Origin of the sequence: Arthrobacter sp. Soil761, from assembly GCF_001428325.1 — a bacterium.
Taxonomy (GTDB): domain Bacteria; phylum Actinomycetota; class Actinomycetes; order Actinomycetales; family Micrococcaceae; genus Arthrobacter.
Genome location: NZ_LMSF01000007.1, coordinates 14,191 through 35,372, shown reverse-complemented (window position 1 = coordinate 35,372; position 21,182 = coordinate 14,191). Strand labels below are relative to the sequence as shown.

The following is a 21,182-nucleotide window of genomic DNA, read 5'->3' as shown; positions in this document are numbered from 1 at the left end:
GCTGACAGTTGCTTCAGGTAATAGACTCACACGTCCACGTCTGGGACCCTTCCGTGCTCAGTTATGACTGGTTGAACCGTGCCCCTTCCCTGAACCGGCCCTTCCTTCCACGGGAACTTCCACACGCGCCCGGGACGCAGGCTGTCTTTGTGCAGGCCGATTGCCGTGATGACCAGGCGCTGAAGGAAGTTGACTGGGTGGCGAGCCTCCGGGCCACCTGGCCGGAGCTGGCGGCAATTGTGGCATATGCCCCCATCAACCGCGGGGACGGCGTGTCCGAAGACCTTGCGGAGCTGTGTCAGCGGCCCCTGGTCCGCGGGGTGCGCCAGCTGTTCCAGGACAGGGAGGCCGGTTTCATGCTGACGGCGGAAACACTGGCCGGAGGCCGCCATGTAGGGAGGGCCGGGTTTGCCTTCGACGCCTGCGTCCGCTCGTGGCAGCTTTCGGAACTTGCAGCTTTTGCTGCCCGGATACCGGAACTGCGCATAGTGCTGGACCACATGGGCAAACCACCCATTGCAGCCGGCAGCCTCAGCGAATGGAGCACAGCGATGCGTCGATTGGCCAGGCTGCCCAACGTCGTCGTGAAGATTTCAGGGGCGGGCGCGGAAGCTGACCCCACGCGTCCACTTGGGCCGCAGGCGCTGCCCTTCATCCTGGAAGCCCTAAACGTTTTTGGGGCCGATCGGTGCATGATCGGCAGTGACTGGCCGGTCTCTCTGACGGAGCCGGCCGCGTACCAGGACTGGATTCTCACTGTGGAGCAGGCGATGTCCGACGCCTCCTCTTACGAACGCGAAAACGTCGCCCGTGGAACCGCAGTTCGCGCTTACGGACTCAAGGCAGTCCGGGGTCCGGCACACCCGGAAGAGGAGAAAGACTAACCATGCAAACAGAAACCCGCACTATCCCCGGCACCGCAATCCAACTGCCCGTCCTCGGGTTCGGGGGCGCCCCCATCGGCAACCTGTACCGGCAGGTGCAGGAGCAGGAGGCGATCGACGCCGTTGAAGCAGCCTGGGAGGGTGGCGTCCGGTACTTCGACACAGCCCCACACTACGGGCTGGGACTTTCGGAGCGCCGCCTTGGAAAAGCACTCGCCGGCCAGGACCGCAACAGCTACGTGCTCAGCACCAAAGTGGGGCGCCTACTGCGACCCAACCCATCCCCGAACGGTAAGGACACCGAGGGGTTCGACGTGCCCGATGATCTGGTCCGGGTCCGCGACTACTCACGCGAGGGGGTGTTGCGCTCCATCGAGGAAAGCCTCCAGCGGCTCGGGACTGACCGGATCGACATCGTCTTCATCCACGACCCGGACGACTACTGGAGCGAGGCTGTCGACGGTGCCGCACCCACCCTGTCCGCCTTGAGGGATGAGGGCGTCATCGGTGCCTGGGGCGCAGGCATGAACCAGTCCGAAATGCTCGCCCGCTTCGTCACCGAAACGGACATCGATGTGATCATGCTGGCGGGCCGGTACACGCTGCTGGAGCAGGGAGCAGCAGCGGATCTGCTGCCGGCGTGCCTTGAGCGGAAAGTGGGAGTAGTGAACGTCGGAGTCTTCAACTCCGGCCTGCTCTCCAAAGACCGTCCGGCGCGCGACGCCACCTACAACTACCAACCCGCGCCCCCGCAGCTTTTAGACCGGGCAAACCTGCTGGCCGACATCTGCGAGTCGCATGGAACCACCCTCCCTGCCGCCGCCTTGAGGTACCCGTACCAGCACCCCGCCGTGACAAGCGTGGTCCTGGGCATGCGGACGCCCGAACAGGTGAAGCAGAACCTCGATCTGGCATCGCAGGCAGTCCCGGACCAGCTATGGGCCGAGCTGCGCAACCGCGGCCTCATCACGTAGCTCCCCCAACCCAACAGCATCAATTAGCGAAAGAAGGACCATGCAATTCGCACGAATTGGCGAGCCAGGCAAGGAAGTACCAGCCGTCCTGCACCACCAGAAGTACTACTCCCTCGAACAGGTTGCGGCGGACATCGATGCCGGCTTCTGGGAATCCGACGGACCGGTACGCACAGCGGCAGCCCTAGCCGCCGGGGAACTGGCAGAGATCGCAGTTGATGGTGCCCGGATCGGCGCCCCGATCGCCCGGCCGTCATCGGTCATATGCGTGGGCATGAACTATGCGGCCCATGCGGCCGAGTCAGGGGCCGCTCCTCCGTCGGTGCCCATCATTTTCCATAAGGCCCCAAACACGGTGGCAGGCCCGTTCGATGCTGTGGCGATTCCCCGCGGGTCCACCAAGACCGACTGGGAGGTCGAGCTGGGAGTGGTCATCGGGCGGCAGGCTTCCTATCTGCAGTCCCCCGAACAGGCTCGCGACCACATCGCCGGCTACGTCACCGTCAATGACCTGTCCGAGCGCACATTCCAACTGGAGGTGTCCGGCGGCCAGTGGTCCAAGGGAAAGAGCTGCGCCGGATTCTGCCCCACCGGCCCGTACCTGGTTACCCCGGATGAAGTGGATGCCAGCGACCTGCAGTTACGGAGCTGGGTCAACGGTGAAATCCGCCAGGACTCCTCCACCCGTGACCTGATCTTTGGGGTGGAGCAGGTGATCTACGATCTCAGCCAGTTCCTGGTCCTTGAGCCAGGGGACCTGATCTGCACCGGCACTCCGGAGGGGGTCGCCCTGTCCGGGCGCTTTCCTTACCTGAAGGCCGGGGACGTCGTCGAAATTGAAGTAGCGGGACTCGGCCGCCAGCGCCAGGAATTCTTCCAGGGCTAGGTAGCCCGACCACGAAAGGACCAGACAATGGAGTTTGCGGGACTTAAGGCAATCGTCACCGGCGGAGCCTCCGGAATAGGGGCCGCAACGGCCCAATTGCTGCAGGAGCGCGGCGCAGCAGTGGCGGTTTTGGACCTCCGCCCCGAGCAGGCGCCGAAAGGGGTCACAGCAATTCAGTGCGACGTCTCGGATGACAGCTCTGTCCGGCGGGCCGTACGGCAGGCAGCAGAGCAACTGGGCGGGATCGACATCCTCGCCAACAACGCCGGAGTGGGCGCACAGGGCACCATTGAATCCAACGACGACGACGAGTGGCACCGTGTGTTTGATATCAATGTGATGGGTATAGTCCGCGTTTCAAGGGCCGCCCTTCCGTACTTGCGCCGGTCCTCCCACGCGGCGATCGTCAATACTTGCTCCGTCGCGGCTACCGCAGGCCTGCCCCAACGCGCCCTCTACAGCGCAACGAAGGGTGCTGTGCTGTCACTCACCCTGGCCATGGCTGCCGACCACCTTCAGGAAGGGATCAGGGTCAACTGCGTAAACCCGGGTACCGCTGACACTCCGTGGATCGCTCGCCTGCTGTCCACAGCGGCAGACCCCGAGGCCGAGCGGGCCGCCCTTGAGGCCCGTCAGCCGCACGGCCGGCTCGTCTGCCCGGAAGAGGTCGCTGCAGCCGTCACATACCTGGCCAGCCCCCTCGCCGGGTCCACCACGGGAGTGGACCTGGCTGTTGACGGCGGCATGCAGGCACTCCGGCTCCGGCCCCGCCCCGCGGCTTCCTGACTTCTACACGAAGGCAGGCGCCGGCGGTCCGCGGCTGGGTAAGGTCGTGTAATGGACAGCGGCACCCTGGTTAATATCGCTTTGGTTCTCGGTTTCGTGCTGCTGGGCGGGGTGTTCGCGGCGGCGGAAATCGCACTGGTCTCCCTGCGCGAAAGCCAGGTGCGCCGCATCGAGAAATCCGGTGACACCGGGGCCCGGACTGCCGCCCTTGCCCGCAACCCCAACCGTTTCCTCTCCACGGTCCAGATCGGCGTGACCCTGTCCGGATTCTTCTCGGCGGCGTATGGGGCCTCGGCGATCGCTCCCGCCGTCGTACCCGTCCTTGAAGCCCTCGGACTTGGTGCGGCTGCCGGGCCCGTGTCCTTCATCGGCATGACCCTGCTGGTGGCTTTTCTTTCCCTGGTCCTGGGCGAACTCGCCCCCAAGAGGCTGGCGCTGCAAAGCCCTGTTGCCTTCACCCGCATCCTGGCCCCGCCGCTGATTGCCCTGTCGCATGCCATGCGGCCGGTCATCTGGCTCTTGTCGGTCTCGACGGACGCCGTGGTCAGGCTCTTTGGCGGTGACCCGCGCGTCAAGCGGGAAAGCATCAGTTCCGAAGAGCTCTGGGACATGGTGGCCGAGAACGAACTCCTCGAAGAGAGCAGCCGCCACATCCTGGCCGACGTGTTCGGCGCCGGGGACCGGACGCTGCAGGAGGTGATGCGCCCGCGCACGGAGGTGACCTTCATCGACGGTGCCATGACGGTGGCGGACGCCCGCCGGATGGTCAGGGACGGCCCGTACTCACGGTTTCCGGTGATCGGGCGCAGCCCGGATGACGTCCTGGGCTTCGTCCACATCCGCGACCTGATGCCCCGCGACGAGGTGCAGGACCATTCGCCCGTGCGGGACATCGCCCGGGAGATCCTGCCCCTGCCCGGCACCAACCGCGTGCTCCCCTCCCTCTCACGGATGCGAAAGACCAACCAGCACATCGCTTTGGTGGTGGATGAGTACGGGGGCACCGACGGCGTGGTCACGCTCGAAGACCTGGTGGAGGAACTGGTGGGCGAGATCTACGACGAATACGACACCGGCGCCGAGCACGAGGACCGGGTCAACGTGGCCAACGGAACCATCGACGTGGACGGCGGCCTGATCCTGCAGGAGTTCAAGGCCGCCGCCGGAATCGAACTCCCGGAGGGGCACTACGAAACGGTGGCCGGGTTCGTGATGGACCGCCTGGGCCGCCTCCCAAAGGCAGGCGACCGGGTGCAGATACCGGGGTACGTGTTGACGGTCCTCAGCATGGACCGGTTACGGATTGCCCGGATCCGGGTCACGCCGGTGGCACCCACTTAGCCCCTGGCTGCTCACCCCAGCCTGATCCTGCGCCAAGGGCCGGCATCGGGGACCAATGGCCCTAGGGGGCGGATGGGGCGGCGGCCAGAATTGGAGCTCTCCATACCCCCGGCAGGCAGGACGAATAAGGATGTTCACGAAACGCACCGCCCTTATTGGCACCGCAGTGGCGCTGGCGGCTGCGGCTTTTGCGGGACCGGCACAGGCAGCAAGCAGCGATGGCGCGCAAGTCAGCAAGCCCGGCGAATGCGGCACCTACAGCGATCCCCGGTTCTGCCATTCAGGTGTCACAGTCAGCACTGACGTCTCCACACCCAGCGGCCTGGAATCGTCGTCGTACAACTCCTCCAGCACCTATCCGGACGATCAGTCAGCCGGTTCCACCGTCCGGACCCGGATCAATACCCATAGCCTCGATCGGAATGGGGAGTCCATCGAAGTGGGCCAGCACTATGCGCAGACCACCGGGCGGTGCACCGACCGGGAAGACAGCCAACAGGTCAGGGACCGGCTCCTGTACAACCGCGAGGTGTACTACTGCAGGTGAGCGCAGGCTGGACACACCTTTCCGGGGGCACCCGCGCAACGCACCTAGGCCTTCTGCTGCCGCCAGAACACGGAGATCCCGAACGTCACGGCACAGAGCACCAGCATGGCCAGCACCATCCGCATCCAGCTGTCCTGGTGCACCCCGCCTGATGCGAACACGCCGATCATCACGGTGGCGGTGATCGCGCCCACGTAGCGGCAGGTCTGGTAGATCCCGGCCGCCACCCCGCGGTCCTGCGGCCGGGTGGACACGAACATGCCCTGGTTGGAGGCGATGCTGACCGTGCCGTACGGGATGCCCATCAACGCGGTCAGTACCACCACAACGGGGATGGCCAGCGTGCCGGTCAGCAGCCACATGAGCGCCGCCACCACGGTCAAAAGGACGACGCCGGCAAGCAGCACCCGCCGGACACCGAACCTTCCCATGGCGGAGACTGCCCACGGGGTGGCTACCACGGACATGCCGGCCAGGGGCAGCATCAGCAGCCCCACCACGCCGGGGTCGTAACCGCCGGCTTCCTGCAGCAGCTGCGGGAGGCCGAAAAAGACGAAGTAGTACACGCTGCTGAACACGGCGAACGCCAGGTACACGAGCATCAGCGGCCGGTTCCGGCCCAGCAGCCGCAGGTTCAGGAAGGGTTTGGCGAAGCGTAGCTCCCGCCAGGCAAACAGCCCCGCGACCACGGTTCCGGCGGCCAGCATCCACCACCGGTAGTCCGGCGCGACGTTCAGCGCAGCCATCATGACCAGGAGAAGGGCGGCGATGAACCCGGCAATCCCCGGGACGTCGGAGTCCCGCACCAGTTCCGCCACGCTGCCGCGCTCCCGGACCTGGTCCGGCGGTGCGGCCTTCCGCACGGTCAGCAACGCCGCGAGTGCCAGCGGGACGTTGACCAGGAACAGCGACTCCCAGCCCACGAAGCCCACCAGCAGGCCGCCGACCACCGGGCCCACCGCGGCTGCGGACGTGTTGGCCATCTGCAACCGGCCCAGCGGGCGGGCCGAGTCCACCTTGGCCCGGTGCGCCAGAGCCCCCACCATCACCACGGCACTGGGATATGCAGTGGCAGTTCCCAGAGCCATGACCGCCCGTGCCACGCACAGCAGCGCGAAGTTCGGGGCCAGCGGGGCCAGCGCGCAGGTGACGGCTACCAGCCCCATGCCCAGCATGAACATCCGCCGCGGGCCGAACCGGTCGGCGAGCCGGCCCATCACCGGCTGCCCGGCTGCGGAGGCCAGGTAGAACGAGGTGACCACCCAGGTGACGGCAGCAACGTCGAGCCCGAAGTCGGCGCGCAGCACCACCAGGGCCACGGCGATCATGGAGGAGTTCAGTGGGTTCAGTGCCGTGCCCAGGCTGAGTCCGGCGACGGCCAGGGCAGTCCGGGGGTTGTTGCTCACGGTAACAGTCTGGCCTAAAGCTTCCACCGCAGGCGACTCGGCGGGCTCCCGGGCGGTGTGGCGTGCGCTATTTTCCTGCCACTCCCACCGGGAAGAGTGCGTCCTCCACCGCCCTGGTCAGGTCCCGGATCACCTCGGCCTGGCCCTCATCCGCCCCGCCGGCGGGGTTCTCCGTATAGATGACCAGGGCGAAGGTCGAACCGCGGTAGCTCAGGAGCGCGGCGTCGTGCAGTTCCCCGGACACTTCCCCGTACTTGTGGTACACGTCCACTCCGGACCGTGATCCCGCCGGGATGAGGTCCTCGTTGTTGGTGTCCTGCATGTAGCTGAGCAGCTGCGCCGTGTTGTCCTTATCCAGGAGTTCGCCTGCATAGAGCTTCTTCAGGATCAGGGCCATGTCCGCCGCGGTCAGGAGGTTTTCTTCGGGGTCGTAGGTGACGCCGATGGAGCCCGCGTAGGCGATCAACTGCGGGTACCCCACGGCATCCATCAGCAACAGCCAGGAGTCGTTGTTGCTGTCGTTGACCATGGCTTTGAGTTGGAACGCGGCGTCGTAGTCGCCCATGGGATCCTCCAGGCCCGCCTGCCCGTTTTCCACCAGGTGATAGTAGGCGGCGGCAGTGAGGATCTTGGCCGTGCTGGCCGCGGTGAACGTGTCCTGGTCGCCGAACGTCCGTTCCGCACCTCCGGACACATCGGCGAGCGCCAGCCCAATCCGGTATTCGGCCGCGTCACTGAGGATGTCGTCCACGCTGTCCTGCAACGACGGCGGAGCTGCCGCCACCGGCGCTGCGGGTACGGCCGGCTGGGTGGGGACCACGGCACCGGTGAGTGGCTCGGACCGGACCACGGCCAGGGTGATGGTCCCGACGATGACCAGTACTACCGCAAGGGCCAGCCACAGCAGCCTTCTGTGGCCCCGGTTCCTGCCCGGAGCTGGCTTGCCGTTTGATGGCCTGCCCGGCGGTTGCAGCGGAGCACCGCGGCCTGGTGTGGGCACCATGGGGTGCACGGACATACAAGGGCTCCTGTCCCGCCTCGGCAATCAAAAACAACACCAGCGCGGCGGTGAGCCGCGCTGACAGATGCTGATTAAATCACCGGCGGTTGGGAGCTTCCTGAAGGCTTGCGGGGTGTTCCGCCGGCTGTAATAGGGATGCGCTAGCCGCGGGCGCGGGCGGACAGCGCGCTGTCCAGGAATTCCAGGTGCGCCGGCGCCACAGGCACCACGTTGGCCGAGTATTCCGGGTGCTTTGCAAGGAACTTCTTGATGAACGGGCATACCGGGATGATGCTGCTCCCGGCCTGGACCGTGCTGTCCAGGGCAGCCGTGGCCAGCCGCCCGGCAAGGCCCTGCCCGCCGTATTCCTCGTTGATCACCGTGTGGTAGAAAATCCGCTGCGGCGACTCCCCGCCGTCGTACTCCTTGTACACCGCCTTGCCGATCACGTTGCCGGCGTCGAGGATCTCGAAGCGTTCGCGCCCGGGATTGTGGCGGACGGTGATGTCACTCAAGGGAAACTCCTTCGTTTGCGGTTTGTGTTGCCCGTGCAAAGCCTAACCCGGCCCGGGCAACAGTTATTTCCGCAAGCAAGGGGTCCTTGGTGGCATCCCCGCCCGCCGCCGCGTCAGCTTAAGTAGCCGTTGGGATTGAGGACGTACTTGGTGGCTGCGCCGGCGTCGAACTCCGCGTAGCCCTTCGGTGCCTCCTCCAGCGGGATGGCCTTGGCGTTGACGTTCTTGGCGATGTTGACCCTGTCATTCAGGATGGCCATCATCAGCTGCCGGTTGTACTTCATCACCGGGCACTGGCCAGTGGTGAAGCTCAGCGATTTTGCCCAGCCGGTGCCGAGGCTCAGTGACAGTGCGCCCTTCTTGGCGGCCTCGTCGATGCCGCCCGGATCGCCCGTGACGTACAGGCCGGGGATACCAAGGGCTCCACCAGCGGCCGTGAGCTCCATCAGGGAGTTCAGGACCGTTGCCGGCGCCTCCTTGGCATCGTGGCCGTGGCCCTTCGCTTCAAATCCCACGGCGTCGACGCCGCAGTCCACCTCCGGGACGCCCAGGATCTGCTCGATCTGGTCCTTCGGATCGCCTTTGGTCAGATCCACGGTTTCGCAGCCGAAGCTGCGCGCCCGTGCCAGCCGGTCTTCGTTCATGTCGCCCACGATGACGACGGCGGCCCCCAGCAGGTGCGCGCTGGTGGCTGCCGCAAGACCCACGGGACCGGCCCCGGCAATGTACACGGTGGAACCGACGCCCACCCCTGCCGTGACTGCGCCATGGAACCCTGTGGGGAAGATGTCCGAAAGCATGGCCAGGTCCATGATCTTCTCCATGGCCCGGTCCTTGTCCGGGAACTTCAGCAGGTTCCAGTCTGCGTACGGCACCAGAACGTAGTTGGCCTGGCCGCCGACCCACCCGCCCATGTCCACGTAGCCGTACGCGGCGCCGGGGCGCGCGGGATTCACGTTCAAACAGATGCCGGTCTTGCGCTCCTTGCAGTTCCGGCAGCGGCCGCAGGCGATGTTGAACGGCACCGAGCAGAGGTCGCCCACCTTGATGAACTCGACATCGCGGCCCACCTCCACCACTTCGCCGGTGATCTCGTGGCCCAGCACCAGGTTGGGCGGAGCCGTGGTACGGCCGCGCACCATGTGCTGGTCCGATCCGCAGATGTTGGTGGCCACCGTTTTGAGGATCACTCCGTGGTTGACCGGGCGTCCCACGTTCGCGGGGTTGACACCTGGCCCGTCCTTGAGCTCAAACGTCGGATAGTCAATGTCGATTACTTCCACCTTGCCGGCTTCTTTGTAGGCAACGGCTTTGTTCCCTGTCATCTATCGCTCCTGTAGTCAGGCGTCCGGTGGGACGGCCGTGATCTGGTTGGGTGGCACATCCCGCGAGGGGAACAGCCCTGGCCGATTGGTGCGTCCTGATATGTGAAGTGGTCAGGCAACGGTTCCGGGTGGGGATTCGCCCAGTCTAGGCACGGCCCACCAAGGGGTCTAGGGGTATGAAGCCCCTTGTTTAGGGGAGCAATCCATGAGGGAAACCCCTATAGTGGCGTACGCTGCACCAACCGGTTCCGCTGCCCTGGAAACGGCGCAGGCCAGCTGGTTTTCCGAACACGTTCTACCGTTGAGGAGCACCCATGAAAACGCGCACCATTGGACAACTCACAGTGTCCGCCCTGGGCCTTGGCTGCATGGGCATGAGCGAGTTTTACGGCGACGGCGATGAGCAGGAGTCGATCGCCACCATCCACGAGTTCCTGGATGCCGGCGGCTCCCTGCTGGACACAGCGGACATGTACGGCCCCTTCACCAACGAAAAACTGGTGGGCCGCGCCATCGCCGGCCGCCGCGAAGAAGCGGTCCTGGCCACCAAGTTCGGAAACGAGCGCCGCGAAGACGGTTCCTGGGTGGGCATCAACGGCCGCCCCGAATACGTCAGGTCCGCCTGCGACGCCAGCCTCCAGCGCCTGGGCGTGGACCACATCGACCTGTACTACCAGCACCGGGTGGACAAGACCGTTCCCATCGAGGACACGGTTGGCGCCATGGCGGAACTGGTCCAGGCCGGAAAAGTCCGGCACCTTGGCTTGTCCGAAGCATCCGCCGCGACCATCCGGCGGGCCCACGCCGTGCACCCCATCACCGCCCTGCAAACCGAGTATTCGCTGTGGGAGCGGGAGCCTGAAACCAAGGTGTTTCCCGTGCTCGCGGAACTGGGCATCGGTTTTGTGCCCTACAGCCCGCTGGGCCGTGGGTTCCTCACCGGGCAGATCCGCAGCGTGGACGATTTCGCCGAGGACGACTTCCGCCGCCACTCCCCGCGTTTCCAGGGCGACAACTTCACCCGCAACCTGGAACTCGTGGATCGGGTCAGGGAGCTGGCCGACAGGAAACAGTGCACTCCCGGCCAGCTGGCCCTCGCCTGGCTGCTGGCGCAGGGGGAACATATCGTCCCCATCCCGGGCACCAAGAAACGTGAACGGCTGCGCGAGAACCTGGGCGCCGTGGACATCGAGCTCAGCCAGGACGAGCTTGAGCTGCTGGACCAGCTGGCACCGGCCGGGGCAACTGCCGGCGCCCGCTACCCCAACATGTCCACCATCGACACGTAAACGCACCAACGGCGCTAAGGAGAACCATGGCAATGAACGACGACGAAGCACGGGTGCTGGACCAGTGGAGCCACCGGCTGGCCCAGGCACTGCAGATCCTTGACCTCAACATGGACCAGGAGCTGCTCCTTGACCTGGCCCGCAAATCCTCAGAGAACGTCATCCATGCCGCCGCCCCCGTCACCACGTTCCTGGTGGGCTACGCGGCAGCGCTGGAGGCAGGCACGGGCAGCGCCGGGAACAGGGAAGCCGCTGGTGCAGCCATCGAGAAGGCTGCCAAGGTGGCGTTCCAGCTGATCGACGACGGCGCCCGCGGCGGGCCGGCGGGCAGCGGGTGGGCGGACACCGGTCAATAGCCGGCGAGGACAGTCAGCCCGCGGCGGTGGGCTCGTCCTCCAGTACCTTCACCGGCTCCAGTCGGACGATGACCGCCTTGGACACGGGTGTCTGGCTGCCCTCGGCCACGCTGTCCAGCGGAACCAGGACATTGGCCTCGGGGTAGTACGCCGCGGCACAGCCCTTCGCGGACGGATAGGACACCACGCGGTAGTTCCAGAGGACCCGTTCCACGTTGTCCCTGTATACGCCGCGGATGTCGACGCGCTGCCCGTCGGCCAGCCCCAGTTCGGCAAGGTCTGCCGGGTTGACGAAAACCACTTCGCGGCCCTTCCTGATGCCACGGTAACGGTCGTTGTTGCCGTAGATGGTGGTGTTGAACTGGTCATGCGAGCGCATGCTCTGCAGGATCAGGGTGCCGGCGGGGCGTTCCACGTGCTCAAGTTCGTTGACCGTCAGGATGGCCTTGCCGGTGGGAGTGTGGAAAGTCCGTGAATCCCGCGGGCCGTTGGGCAGCACGAAGCCGCCGTCCTGCCGGATCTTGCGGTTGTAGTCCCCGCACCCGTTGACAACGCGGGAGATGTGGTCCCGGATGAGGTCGTAGTTCTTCTCGAAGCCGGCCCAGTCGGCGTTGATGGTGTCTCCCAGCGTCGCCTGGGCCAGCCGGCAGATGATCGCCACCTCGGACAGCAGGTTGGGTCCCACCGGTTCCACCGTGCCGTGGGAAGAGTGCACCGCGCAGACGGTGTCCTCCACTGAAACAAACTGCGGCCCGGTTTCCTGGCGGTCGATCTCCGTCCGGCCCAAGGTTGGCAGGATGAGCGCTTCAGCCCCGGTGACTCCATGCGAGTGATTGAGCTTGGTGGAGATCTGCACGGAAAGTTCGGTGTTCTCCATGGCGTTCTCGGCCGTTGAGGTGTCCGACATGGCGCCCACGAAGTTGCCGCCAAGCCCCACAAAGACCTTGATGCCACCGTCGCGCATCTGCCGGACGGTTTCCACGGCATCCGCGCCGTGTTCCCGGGGCGGTTCGAAGCTGAACTCCTTGCCCAGGGCGTCCAGGAAGGCAGGCGGCATCTGTTCCCAGATGCCCATGGTGCGGTCACCCTGGACGTTGCTGTGGCCGCGGATTGGGGAAGCCCCGGCGCCGGGTTTTCCGATGTTGCCGCGCAGCAGCAGGAGGTTGATGATCTCCTTGATGGTGGCGACGCCCTTTTTCTGCTGGGTTATGCCCATGGCCCAGGTGATGATGACCTTGTCCGCAGCCAGATAGCGGGCCGCCAGTTCATCGATTTCCCCGCTGCGCAGACCCGTGGCTTCGAGGACCGCGGCTTCGTCGAGGTTGGCCAGGTGCGCCCGGAGTTCAGCCAGCCCCTCGCAGTGTTCCTGGAGGAAGGCGTGATCCAGGACGTTGCCCGGATTGGCATCCTCGGCATCCAGCACCCGTTTCGAAACGGCCTGCAACAGGGCCATGTCCCCGCCGATCCGCACCTGCAGGAACTGGTCGGCAATCTGGGTGCCGTGGCCGATGACGCCCTTGACCTTTTGCGGGTTCTTGTACCGCATCAGTCCGGCCTCGGGCAGCGGGTTGATGGCGACGATGTGGCCGCCGGCCTCCTTGGCTTCTTCCAGTGCCGTCAGCATGCGCGGGTGGTTGGTGCCCGGGTTCTGGCCCATGACGATGATCAGGTCGGCCTTGCCGAAGTCGTCGTAGGAGACGGTCGCTTTGCCCACGCCGATGGTCTGGCCCATGCCCCAGCCCGAGGACTCGTGGCACATGTTGGAACAGTCGGGCAGGTTGTTGGTGCCGTAGGCCCGGATGAACAACTGGTACAGGAAGGCGGCCTCGTTGGAGGTGCGGCCGCTGGTGTAGAACGTTGCCTGGTTGGGGTTGGGCAAGGACTTCAGCTTGTCCGCGATGATCGTGAAGGCATCCTCCCAACTGACCGGACGGTAGTGGTCCTCCCCCGCGGGCTTGTACACCGGTTCGGTGAGCCGGCCCTGCATCCCCAGCCAGTACTCGGTGCGCCGGCGCAGTTCGCTGACGGGATGCCCGGCCCAGAATTCGCTTCCGACCACCACAGGGGTGGCTTCCCAGGTGACCGCCTTGGCCCCGTTCTCACAGAATTCGAAGGTCTTGCGGTGGCCCGGGTCCGGCCACGCGCAGCTCATGCAGTCAAAGCCGTCCTTCTGGTTCAGCGCCAGCAGGGTCTTGCGCGAGCGCTCCACGCCCATGTGCTTGAGGGCAGGCTGCATCGAGTGGTAGACGCCGGGCACGCCGGCAGCCCAGGTCTTGGGATGGCCGCTCACCTCAAGTTCGGATTCGTCGGGTTCTTCGACCTTCGGGTTTTCGCGCGCCACGTTGGGTTCTCCTTGCTTGCCGGTCCCAGATGCGCCTGCTGCCCAGCCGTTTCGGTAATTTCCACAGTTGTTGAGGCTGCCCCTGAAGTCAAGGACGGCCGCCGGCCGGCAGGCCCGTGGGCTGACACCCTGTCCGGCCTGCTTTTCCACATACGCCCGAAGGTTTACGACGGCGGCGCGGGGCTGGCGTAGGGTGGTTCCTACGGCTGAAGCAAGCGGCCGCAGTTTTCTTCTGTGCGGAGCCGCTTTCCATGGCCGACGAACCAGCCCTCCGGGCCCTTGCTGAATCACCCTTCTCGCTGCCCCACCTGCGGGACGGCCAATTGGCTGGCATGGCAGCCCTTGCGGACGGCCGCGACGTCCTGGCCGTGATGCCCACCGGATATGGCAAATCCGCCATCTACCAGGTCGCCGCCCTGCACCTGCACAGGACCACCGGACGTCCCGCCGTCGTGGTTTCACCGCTCATTGCCCTGCAGGAGGACCAGTTGGACGGCCTGGCCCAGGCGCTCGGGCCGGATGCCGCTGTGGCCATCAACTCCTCGCACAGAGACGCCGAAGTCGAGGCTTCATGGCAGGCCGCCGAGGATGGCCAGGCCGTGTTCCTGTTCCTCGCCCCCGAACAGCTGGCCAAGCAGTCAACCGTGGACCGGATCAAAGCCCTAAACATCTCCCTCTTCGTGGTGGACGAGGCCCACTGCGTTTCCTCCTGGGGCCACGATTTCCGACCTGACTACCTCGCCCTCGGCAATGTCCGGGAACAGCTGGGCAATCCGCCCGTGGCTGCCTTGACCGCTACGGCCTCCCCGCCGGTCAGGGACGAGATCGTGGAGCGGCTGGGCATGAACCAGCCACTGGTCCTGGTCCATGGCTTCGACCGGCCCAACATCAGCCTCGATGTGGTCCGCCACCATGAGGACAAGGGCAAGCGCAAGGCCGTCCTTGAGCAGGTGGCGGAGCTGGCCGGGAAGGGTCGAGGCCTGCTGTATGCGGCCACCCGGAAGGACACGGAGAAATACGCGGCCAAGCTTGTCAAGGAGGGGCTGCGCGCGGAGGCTTACCATGCCGGCCGTTCCGCGAGGGACCGGGAACACATCCATGAGCTGTTCCTGGCTGACCAGCTGGACGTCGTGGTTGCCACCACGGCGTTCGGCATGGGCATCGACAAGCCGAACGTCCGGTTCGTGGTGCATGCCGACATTCCGGAGTCGCTGGACTCCTACTACCAGGAGATCGGACGGGCAGGCAGGGATGGCGAACCCGCATCCGCCGTGCTGCATTACCGCTCCGAGGACCTCGGCCTGCGGAAGTTCTTCGGCACCCACTCCCCCGACACCGGTTCCCTCCTGGCCGTGCTGAAGATTCTCAAGGCCGCCAAGGCTCCCGCGCCGAAGGCGTCCCTGGCCGAGCTCACCGGGTTACCCGCCCGCCGCATCACGGGACTCATCAACCAGCTGGAAGAGGTTGGCGCCGTCAGCACAGGCAAGCGGGGCATCCGGCTGACCTCCAAAGCCAAGCTGCCCGCCCTGGTGGACGACGCCGTCGAACTCGCCGAAGCCCGGCAGCGCGTGGACCAGTCCCGGCTGACCATGATGCGTGCGTACGCGGAGACGGACGGCTGCCGGCGGCAGTTCCTGCTGGGCTACTTCGGCGAGGACCTGCCGGAGCCGTGCGGAAACTGCGACGGGTGCGCTGCTGCCGCTTCGGGGGACGCGGGGCAGCCGGACAAGGGGAAGGCGGGAAAGAAGTCCCACGCCAAGCAAAAGCAGGGGAAGAAACAGCCGGGCAAGGCGTCCGACGGCGGCGGGCCGGCTTCCGCCGCCGCCGAGCCTTTCCCGCTGCAGTCCGCGGTGGTGCACAAGGAGTGGGGGCCCGGCCTGGTGATGCGGCACGAGGACGACGTCATCACGGTGCTCTTTGAACAGGAGGGGTACAAGACGCTGTCCCGGACCGCCGTCATGGAGCACGAACTCCTGAAGCCCGCTTAGGTAGGCTGGAGGGACCCTCCGACGAAAGGCCCGCCGCGTGGAAGTATCTGCTTATATCTGGACCCTGACCATTGCGGGAATCGTGGGGCTGCTGGCCTTCGACTTCTTCTTCCACGTCCGTAAGGCCCACACGCCCTCCCTCAAGGAATCCGCCACCTGGTCCGCGATCTACGTGGGAATTGCCGTGCTGTTCGGGCTGGCCGTACTGGTGTTCGGCGGACCCGACATGGGGACGGAATATTTTGCCGGCTACGTGACGGAGAAGGCGTTGTCAGTGGACAACCTCTTCGTCTTCCTCATCATCATGGCCAGTTTCAAGGTGCCCCGCGCGGACCAGCAAAAGGTGCTGCTGTTCGGCATCGTGTTCTCCCTGATCGCCCGCACGGCGTTCATCTTCCTGGGCGCGGCACTGATCAACAGTTTTGCCTGGGTGTTCTACATCTTCGGGCTCATCCTGCTGCTCACCGCCGGCAACCTGCTCAAACCCGACAGCCACGACGACGACTCCGAAGGCCTGGTGGTCCGGCTTGCCAGGAAGCTCCTGCCGGCGTCGCAACACTACGACGGCGACAAACTCTTCACAGTGGAGAACGGCAAGCGGGTCCTGACGCCGATGCTGCTGGTGATGGTGGCCATCGGCGGCACGGACATCCTGTTCGCCCTGGATTCAATTCCGGCCATCTTCGGCCTCACCCAGAACGTGTTCATCGTGTTCACCGCCACCGCGTTCTCGCTGATGGGCCTGCGCCAGCTGTTCTTCCTGATTGACGGCCTGCTGGACCGGCTGATCTTCCTTTCGTACGGCCTGGCGGTCATCCTGGGTTTCATCGGCGTGAAGCTCATCCTGCACGCCCTGCACGAGAACACCCTTCCCTTCATCAACGACGGCAAGCACGTCAACGTGGTGGAGGTCAGCACCGTTGTCTCGCTGGGCGTCATCCTGGGTGTCCTGGTGGTGACCATCCTGGCGTCCATCTTCAGCCCCAAGGGCAAGGCCAAGAACGCGGTGTCCGGGGCGCGGCGCCACGCCACGGAATACATGGACCTCAACTACGAGACGGACATGGCCGAACGCGACAAGATCTTCGCCAAGATGTGCCGCGAAGAAAACCAGATCCGCAAGCTTCCCGAGAAGTACAAGCGGCTGGTCCGCAACGAAACCGAGTTCATGGAGCTGCTGCGCAACGCCCACGCGGAGCACGACAAGGCCCAGGTCCGGGCTGCCGCAGCCGAGAGCTGACGCCCGGCCGGCTTGCGGGGATGGGTTACCGGCCCAGCGCGGCCGCCCCGCTGGCCAGGCTGGTGATCCGCGCCCAGTCCTTGGCCGCGACGGCGTCCGCCGGAGTGAGCCAGCTGCCGCCCACGCAGGCCACATTCGGCAGCCGAAGGTAATCCGGGGCGGTGGCCAGGCTGATGCCGCCGGTGGGGCAGAACTGCACGTGTGGGAGGGGCGCCCCGATGGCCGCCAGATAGGACGGACCGCCTGCAGGCCCGGCGGGGAAGAACTTCATCGCATCCAATCCGGCTTCCAGGACGGCCATTACCTCGCCCACGGTGGCGACGCCGGGCAGCACCGGGACGTCCAGGGACAGCATGTGCTTGAGCAGGGCCGGGGTGACACCGGGGCTGACCAGGAATGTGGCACCCGCTTGGACGGCGGCGTCGGCCTGGCCCGGCGTGAGGATGGTGCCGGCGCCCACCAGGATGTCCGGCACCTCCTCGGCGATCAGCTTCAGCGAGGTCAGCGCGGAGTCGGTGCGCAGCGTCAGCTCGATGGTCTTCACGCCGCCGTCCACCAGGGCACGGGCCAGGGGCACCGCATCCTGGGCGTCGTCGATGGTGACCACCGGGATGACAGGTGAAACGCCAAGGACGCCTGATGCGTCAGCCATGGTTGATCTCATTTCCCAGGCCGTCCGGCCCGTTGGTTTCGATGATGCGGTACCAGTGCAGGAGCAGGTTGCGGAAGCCGCCATGTTCCGCCAGGTCCTGGTCAAAAACGGGCCGGAAGCCCAGCAGTGCAGGCACCACGCTGTCGGCGTCCCTGGCGGCCGGCAGTGTTGCGTTCAGCTCCGCGGCCAGCGGATCGTTGAGGTCGGTTTCCAGGGTGGCGGCCATATGGTGCATCCACGCGGCAATGGCGAGCGCAGCCCAGCGGGGTTCGCGACCGGCGTCGAGCGTTCCCCTGATGGTGGGCAGCAGGCGCAGCCCTATCTTCTGGGAACCGTCGCTGCCCACTTTCGCGGTGGTGTGGCCCAGGGCGGGGTTGGCGAAGCGGCGGAGCACCTCGTCGCAGTACTGCTCCCCGCCCAGCCCGGCCGGGAGGGTGATGGTGGGCAGCGCTTCCTGGAGCATCATGCGCCGGCAGGCGGTGTGGAACGCGTCCACGGCCACGGCGTCGCTGATGGTTTCCTTGCCCGCGGCGAGCCCCAGATAGGCCAGCATCGAATGGCTGGCGTTCAGCAGCCTCAGCTTTGCTGCCTCCCACGCGGCGACGTCGGTGCTGAACACCGCCCCGGCATCCTCCCAGCGCGGCCTGCCGGCGGCGAAATTGTCCTCAATCACCCATTGCTTGAAGGGTTCGGCCACCACGGCGGCTTCGTCCCGAAGGCCAAGTTCACGTTCGACGCCGGCCAGGTCGCCTGGCATGCTGGCCGGCACCATCCGGTCGACCATGGTGCTGGGGAAGGTTGCGTTTCCTGCCAACCAGGCCAGCAGGGGTTCGCTTTCAGGTGCGGGCAGGGCGGCCGCGAAATTCCGGACCAGGGTTCCGGTCAGTTCGCCGTTGCCGGGCAGGTTGTCGCAGGACACCACGGTGATGGCTCCGGCACCCGTGAGTGGCCGTTGCTGCAGGCCACGGACAATTTGCCCGATGGCGGTACGCGGCGGGCGTCCCGAGAGGTCCGCCTGGACATCCGGGTCCTGCAGGTCAAGGGTGCGGGTTTTCGGATCGAACCGGTATCCCTTTTCCGTGATGGTGAGGGTGACGATCTTTGTGGCCGGTGCGGCGATCCGCTCGACCACCAGTTCCGGGTTGTCACGCCCGGATATGGCGTCGACGATGCTGGAGACCACACGCAGCGGGGCGGCGTTGCCTCCCCGTTCTGCCACGGTGAACAAGCCATCCTGGGGCGCCAGTTGCCGGGCCACGGTGCTGGAACGCTGGGTGACCCCGATGATCCCCCACTCGAAGTCGCCGGCGGCAAGCATTGCGTCTTCCGTGAAGACCGCGGTGTGGGCGCGGGCGAAGGCTCCCAGGCCCAGGTGGACGATGCCGGGCTGCAGTTTGTCCCGCTTGATGCCGGCGTGGTGTCCGCTGGTTGCCAGGGAAGATGTAGTCAGGCGTTCGATGGCTGCGCTCCTTCGGAGAAGTTCCCGGAGGCGTGCGCCCTGGTCTGTTCGAATGTGGGGATGCAACCGGTACCGCCCTTACCGCCCACCACCAGCGACGATGCGGCAGCCCCGAAACGTGCCGCCGTCGGGAAGTCGTCGCCCAGCACCAGACGCGCGGTGAGCGTCCCAACGAACGCGTCCCCGGCACCGGTCTGGTCCACCACGGCGGGGGCGGGAACCGCCGGCACCCACGCAGAGCCGGCACCTTGGGCGGCGTCGCCGCTCCATTCGAGCTGGACCCCTTCCGCCCCACAGGTGACGGCAACGTTGGCGGTACCCAGCGAGCGCAGCTTGGCCGCGGCCTCCTGCGGAGAGGCAACGCCCAGCAGCGCATCCGTCTCGCCGGGGAATGACGGCGTGACCAGGAAGGCCTGCGGCGCCAGGGCGGTGAGTGCCGCCGTCGCCTCTTCCACGGTGGTGAGGCGGGGGCGGTAATTGGGATCGTAGACAAAGCGTGTGGCCAGGCCGGCAGCTTTGACGACGGCGGCGCGCGACGTTGGTGAAATGGCGCAGGCGATGCCGCCCGCCACCAGGGCCCCGGCTGCCGCGACAACTTCGGGATCGACGTCCTCCGGGCCCAAGGTGGAACCCACGCTGCCGCTGCGGGCGTAGGAGAACTCGCGTTCGCCGGCGGGATCGCTGTGGACCAGGTAAACGCCCTGCTGGCCGCGCCGGAACTTTAGAAGGTCGGTCGAAACGCCCAGTTCGGCGATACGGGCGGCAATGGCGTGGCCCAATTCGTCATCGGTCAGCACGGACAACAGGCCTACCGTGGCGCCTGCGGCGGCTGCGGAGGCTGCGACGTTGAGGGCGTCGCCGGAGATGCCAAGCTGCGCGGGAACGCCGTGGGCAAAGGGAAGGTCGGTGGCGACTTCGACGAGGATCTCCCCCATCACCACCACGTCAAAGGGTTGGTGGGCTGCAGTGTTCACCAGTCGTGCACCGATCCGTCCAGGCGCCGGTTCACCGGCAGGTACTTGGGGTCGAAGGGGAAGCGTGCGGCGGCTTCCTCATTGAACTCTACGCCGATGCCGGGAGCGTCCCCGGGGTGCATGTAGCCGTCGCTGAAGGTGTAGGAGGTGGTGAAGACTTCCCCGGCGGGGTCGCGGTGGCCCATGTATTCCTGGATGCCGAAGTTGGGGATGCTCATGTCAACGTGCAGTGCGGCTGCGAACGAGGCCGGCGACAGATCACCCGCGCCGTGCGAGCCGGAGCGGACGCCGTAGAGGTCCGCGAGCGAGAAAATGCGGCGCAGGTGCGTGATGCCGCCGGCGTGCGAGACGGAGGTGCGGATGTAGTCGATCAGGCGTTCGGTGATGAGCTGCTGGCAGTCCCAGATGGAGTTGAACACCTCGCCCACAGCCACGGGCGTGGTGGTGTGCTGGCGGATCAGGCGGAATGCCGACTGGTCTTCGGCCGGCGTCGGGTCCTCAATCCAAAACGGCCGGTACTGCTCAAGGGAGGCGCCAAGCCGGCCTGCTTCGATGGGCGTGAGCCGGTGATGGACATCGTGCAGGACGTGGACGCCGTAGCCGAACTCCCCTCGGACGTGGGCCATCATTTTCGGTGCGAAGTCCAGGTAGGCGGTGGTCTCCCAGGTGTCTTCCTGGGGCACGTTGCCGCTGGCCGGCTCGTAGAGTCTGCCGTCCACGGGGGCGATCCCGTAGGTCTTGTCCAGGCCGGGCACGGCTGCCTGGGCGCGGATGGCCTTGTAGCCAAGGTCCAGGTGATGCTGGAAGTCTGCGCTGAGGTCCTCAAGGGTAGTGCCGCTGGCGTGTCCGTAGACCATCACGCCCTCGCGGGCCGCGCCGCCCAGGAGTTCATAGACCGGCATGCCGGCCGCCTTGCCCTTGATGTCCCAGAGTGCGACGTCGATGGCTGCGATGGCCGTCATGGTCACCGGGCCGCGGCGCCAGTAGGCGCCCTTGTAGAAGTACTGCCAGGCATCCTCGATGCGGCGGGCATCGCGGCCGATGAGCAACGGGCAGAGGTGCTCGGAGAGATAGGAGGCTACAGCCAGCTCGCGACCGTTCAAAGTGGCGTCGCCGATGCCGGTGATGCCGTCCTCGGTTTCAATTACGAGCGTGACGTAGTTCCGTCCGGGCGACGAAACCACAACCCGTGCGTCGGTGATCTTCACTGGGAGTCCTT

Annotated in this window: 19 protein-coding genes; 10 read left to right on the top strand and 9 right to left on the bottom strand. The window is 65.9% G+C overall.

The features are described from left to right. Positions 1–8: 8 nt before the first annotated feature. The 6 genes from ASG79_RS06270 to ASG79_RS06245 all read left to right on the top strand — a co-directional run bounded on the left by ASG79_RS06270 (position 9) and on the right by ASG79_RS06245 (position 5,418). Entirely contained in the window at positions 9–884 is an 876-nt protein-coding gene (locus tag ASG79_RS06270; RefSeq protein WP_082581688.1) for an amidohydrolase family protein, read from the top strand. Between the two features lie 2 nt (positions 885–886). Further along, positions 887–1,858 carry an aldo/keto reductase gene (locus ASG79_RS06265; RefSeq protein ID WP_056389376.1) on the top strand — a complete coding sequence of 324 codons (972 nt, stop codon included), beginning with the start codon at positions 887–889 and terminating at the stop codon, positions 1,856–1,858. A gap of 40 nt (positions 1,859–1,898) precedes the next feature. Continuing rightward, entirely contained in the window at positions 1,899–2,744 is an 846-nt protein-coding gene (locus ASG79_RS06260; protein WP_056389373.1) for a fumarylacetoacetate hydrolase family protein, read from the top strand. 27 nt (positions 2,745–2,771) lie between these two features. Then, on the top strand, positions 2,772–3,530 hold the full coding sequence (locus tag ASG79_RS06255; protein ID WP_018771372.1) for an SDR family NAD(P)-dependent oxidoreductase: 759 nt from the start codon (positions 2,772–2,774) through the stop codon (positions 3,528–3,530). 51 nt (positions 3,531–3,581) lie between these two features. Next, positions 3,582–4,871 carry a hemolysin family protein gene (locus ASG79_RS06250; RefSeq protein ID WP_056389370.1) on the top strand — a complete coding sequence of 430 codons (1,290 nt, stop codon included), beginning with the start codon at positions 3,582–3,584 and terminating at the stop codon, positions 4,869–4,871. A gap of 130 nt (positions 4,872–5,001) precedes the next feature. Next, the gene (locus ASG79_RS06245; protein ID WP_056389367.1) at positions 5,002–5,418 is read left to right on the top strand and encodes a hypothetical protein; all 417 of its coding nucleotides are present in this window, start codon (positions 5,002–5,004) and stop codon (positions 5,416–5,418) included. A gap of 44 nt (positions 5,419–5,462) precedes the next feature. Here the strand turns inward: ASG79_RS06245 and ASG79_RS06240 are convergent, their stop codons facing one another. From ASG79_RS06240 to fdhA, 4 genes are all read right to left on the bottom strand, one after another. Next, positions 5,463–6,824 (bottom strand): MFS transporter, encoded by a 1,362-nt coding sequence (locus tag ASG79_RS06240; protein WP_056389364.1) that lies wholly within the window; start codon positions 6,822–6,824, stop codon positions 5,463–5,465. 67 nt (positions 6,825–6,891) lie between these two features. Continuing rightward, positions 6,892–7,842, bottom strand: a complete 951-nt coding sequence (locus tag ASG79_RS06235) for a serine hydrolase (RefSeq protein ID WP_056389361.1) — start codon at positions 7,840–7,842, stop codon at positions 6,892–6,894. Positions 7,843–7,985: 143 nt separating this feature from the next. Then, complete coding sequence (locus tag ASG79_RS06230) at positions 7,986–8,339, bottom strand: GNAT family N-acetyltransferase (protein WP_018771376.1); 354 nt, start codon at positions 8,337–8,339, stop codon at positions 7,986–7,988. A 113-nt stretch (positions 8,340–8,452) separates the two neighbouring features. Beyond that, a complete protein-coding gene (gene fdhA, locus ASG79_RS06225) occupies positions 8,453–9,664 on the bottom strand; it encodes a formaldehyde dehydrogenase, glutathione-independent (protein ID WP_018771377.1) in 1,212 nt (403 codons plus the stop codon). A 314-nt stretch (positions 9,665–9,978) separates the two neighbouring features. Between fdhA and ASG79_RS06220 the strand changes: the two genes are divergently transcribed. Together ASG79_RS06220 and ASG79_RS06215 are read left to right on the top strand one after the other, a co-directional pair. Next, the gene (locus ASG79_RS06220; protein WP_056389358.1) at positions 9,979–10,953 is read left to right on the top strand and encodes an aldo/keto reductase; all 975 of its coding nucleotides are present in this window, start codon (positions 9,979–9,981) and stop codon (positions 10,951–10,953) included. Positions 10,954–10,979: 26 nt separating this feature from the next. Continuing rightward, positions 10,980–11,309: a DUF6457 domain-containing protein gene (locus tag ASG79_RS06215; protein WP_056389355.1), complete on the top strand. Its 330-nt coding sequence runs from the start codon at positions 10,980–10,982 to the stop codon at positions 11,307–11,309. Positions 11,310–11,322: 13 nt separating this feature from the next. Here the strand turns inward: ASG79_RS06215 and ASG79_RS06210 are convergent, their stop codons facing one another. After that, positions 11,323–13,650, bottom strand: a complete 2,328-nt coding sequence (locus ASG79_RS06210; RefSeq protein WP_056389352.1) for an FdhF/YdeP family oxidoreductase — start codon at positions 13,648–13,650, stop codon at positions 11,323–11,325. Between the two features lie 251 nt (positions 13,651–13,901). Here ASG79_RS06210 and ASG79_RS06205 point away from each other — a divergent pair, with 251 nt between their 5' ends. Next, positions 13,902–15,638 (top strand): RecQ family ATP-dependent DNA helicase, encoded by a 1,737-nt coding sequence (locus ASG79_RS06205; protein ID WP_056389349.1) that lies wholly within the window; start codon positions 13,902–13,904, stop codon positions 15,636–15,638. A 37-nt stretch (positions 15,639–15,675) separates the two neighbouring features. Next, positions 15,676–16,878: a TerC family protein gene (locus ASG79_RS06200; protein WP_018771382.1), complete on the top strand. Its 1,203-nt coding sequence runs from the start codon at positions 15,676–15,678 to the stop codon at positions 16,876–16,878. A gap of 25 nt (positions 16,879–16,903) precedes the next feature. Here the strand turns inward: ASG79_RS06200 and eda are convergent, their stop codons facing one another. From eda to manD, 4 genes are read right to left on the bottom strand one after another with little or no spacing between them, the layout of a single operon-like run. Then, positions 16,904–17,530 carry a bifunctional 4-hydroxy-2-oxoglutarate aldolase/2-dehydro-3-deoxy-phosphogluconate aldolase gene (gene eda / locus ASG79_RS06195; RefSeq protein ID WP_056389346.1) on the bottom strand — a complete coding sequence of 209 codons (627 nt, stop codon included), beginning with the start codon at positions 17,528–17,530 and terminating at the stop codon, positions 16,904–16,906. Further along, positions 17,523–19,055 carry a mannitol dehydrogenase family protein gene (locus ASG79_RS06190; RefSeq protein ID WP_235509747.1) on the bottom strand — a complete coding sequence of 511 codons (1,533 nt, stop codon included), beginning with the start codon at positions 19,053–19,055 and terminating at the stop codon, positions 17,523–17,525. The genes eda and ASG79_RS06190 overlap by 8 nt, the downstream gene beginning before the upstream one ends. Further along, positions 18,977–19,963, bottom strand: a complete 987-nt coding sequence (locus tag ASG79_RS06185) for a PfkB family carbohydrate kinase (RefSeq protein ID WP_235509746.1) — start codon at positions 19,961–19,963, stop codon at positions 18,977–18,979. The genes ASG79_RS06190 and ASG79_RS06185 overlap by 79 nt, the downstream gene beginning before the upstream one ends. Continuing rightward, entirely contained in the window at positions 19,960–21,171 is a 1,212-nt protein-coding gene (gene manD, locus ASG79_RS06180; RefSeq protein ID WP_056389343.1) for a D-mannonate dehydratase ManD, read from the bottom strand. The genes ASG79_RS06185 and manD overlap by 4 nt, the downstream gene beginning before the upstream one ends. Positions 21,172–21,182: the final 11 nt, after the last annotated feature.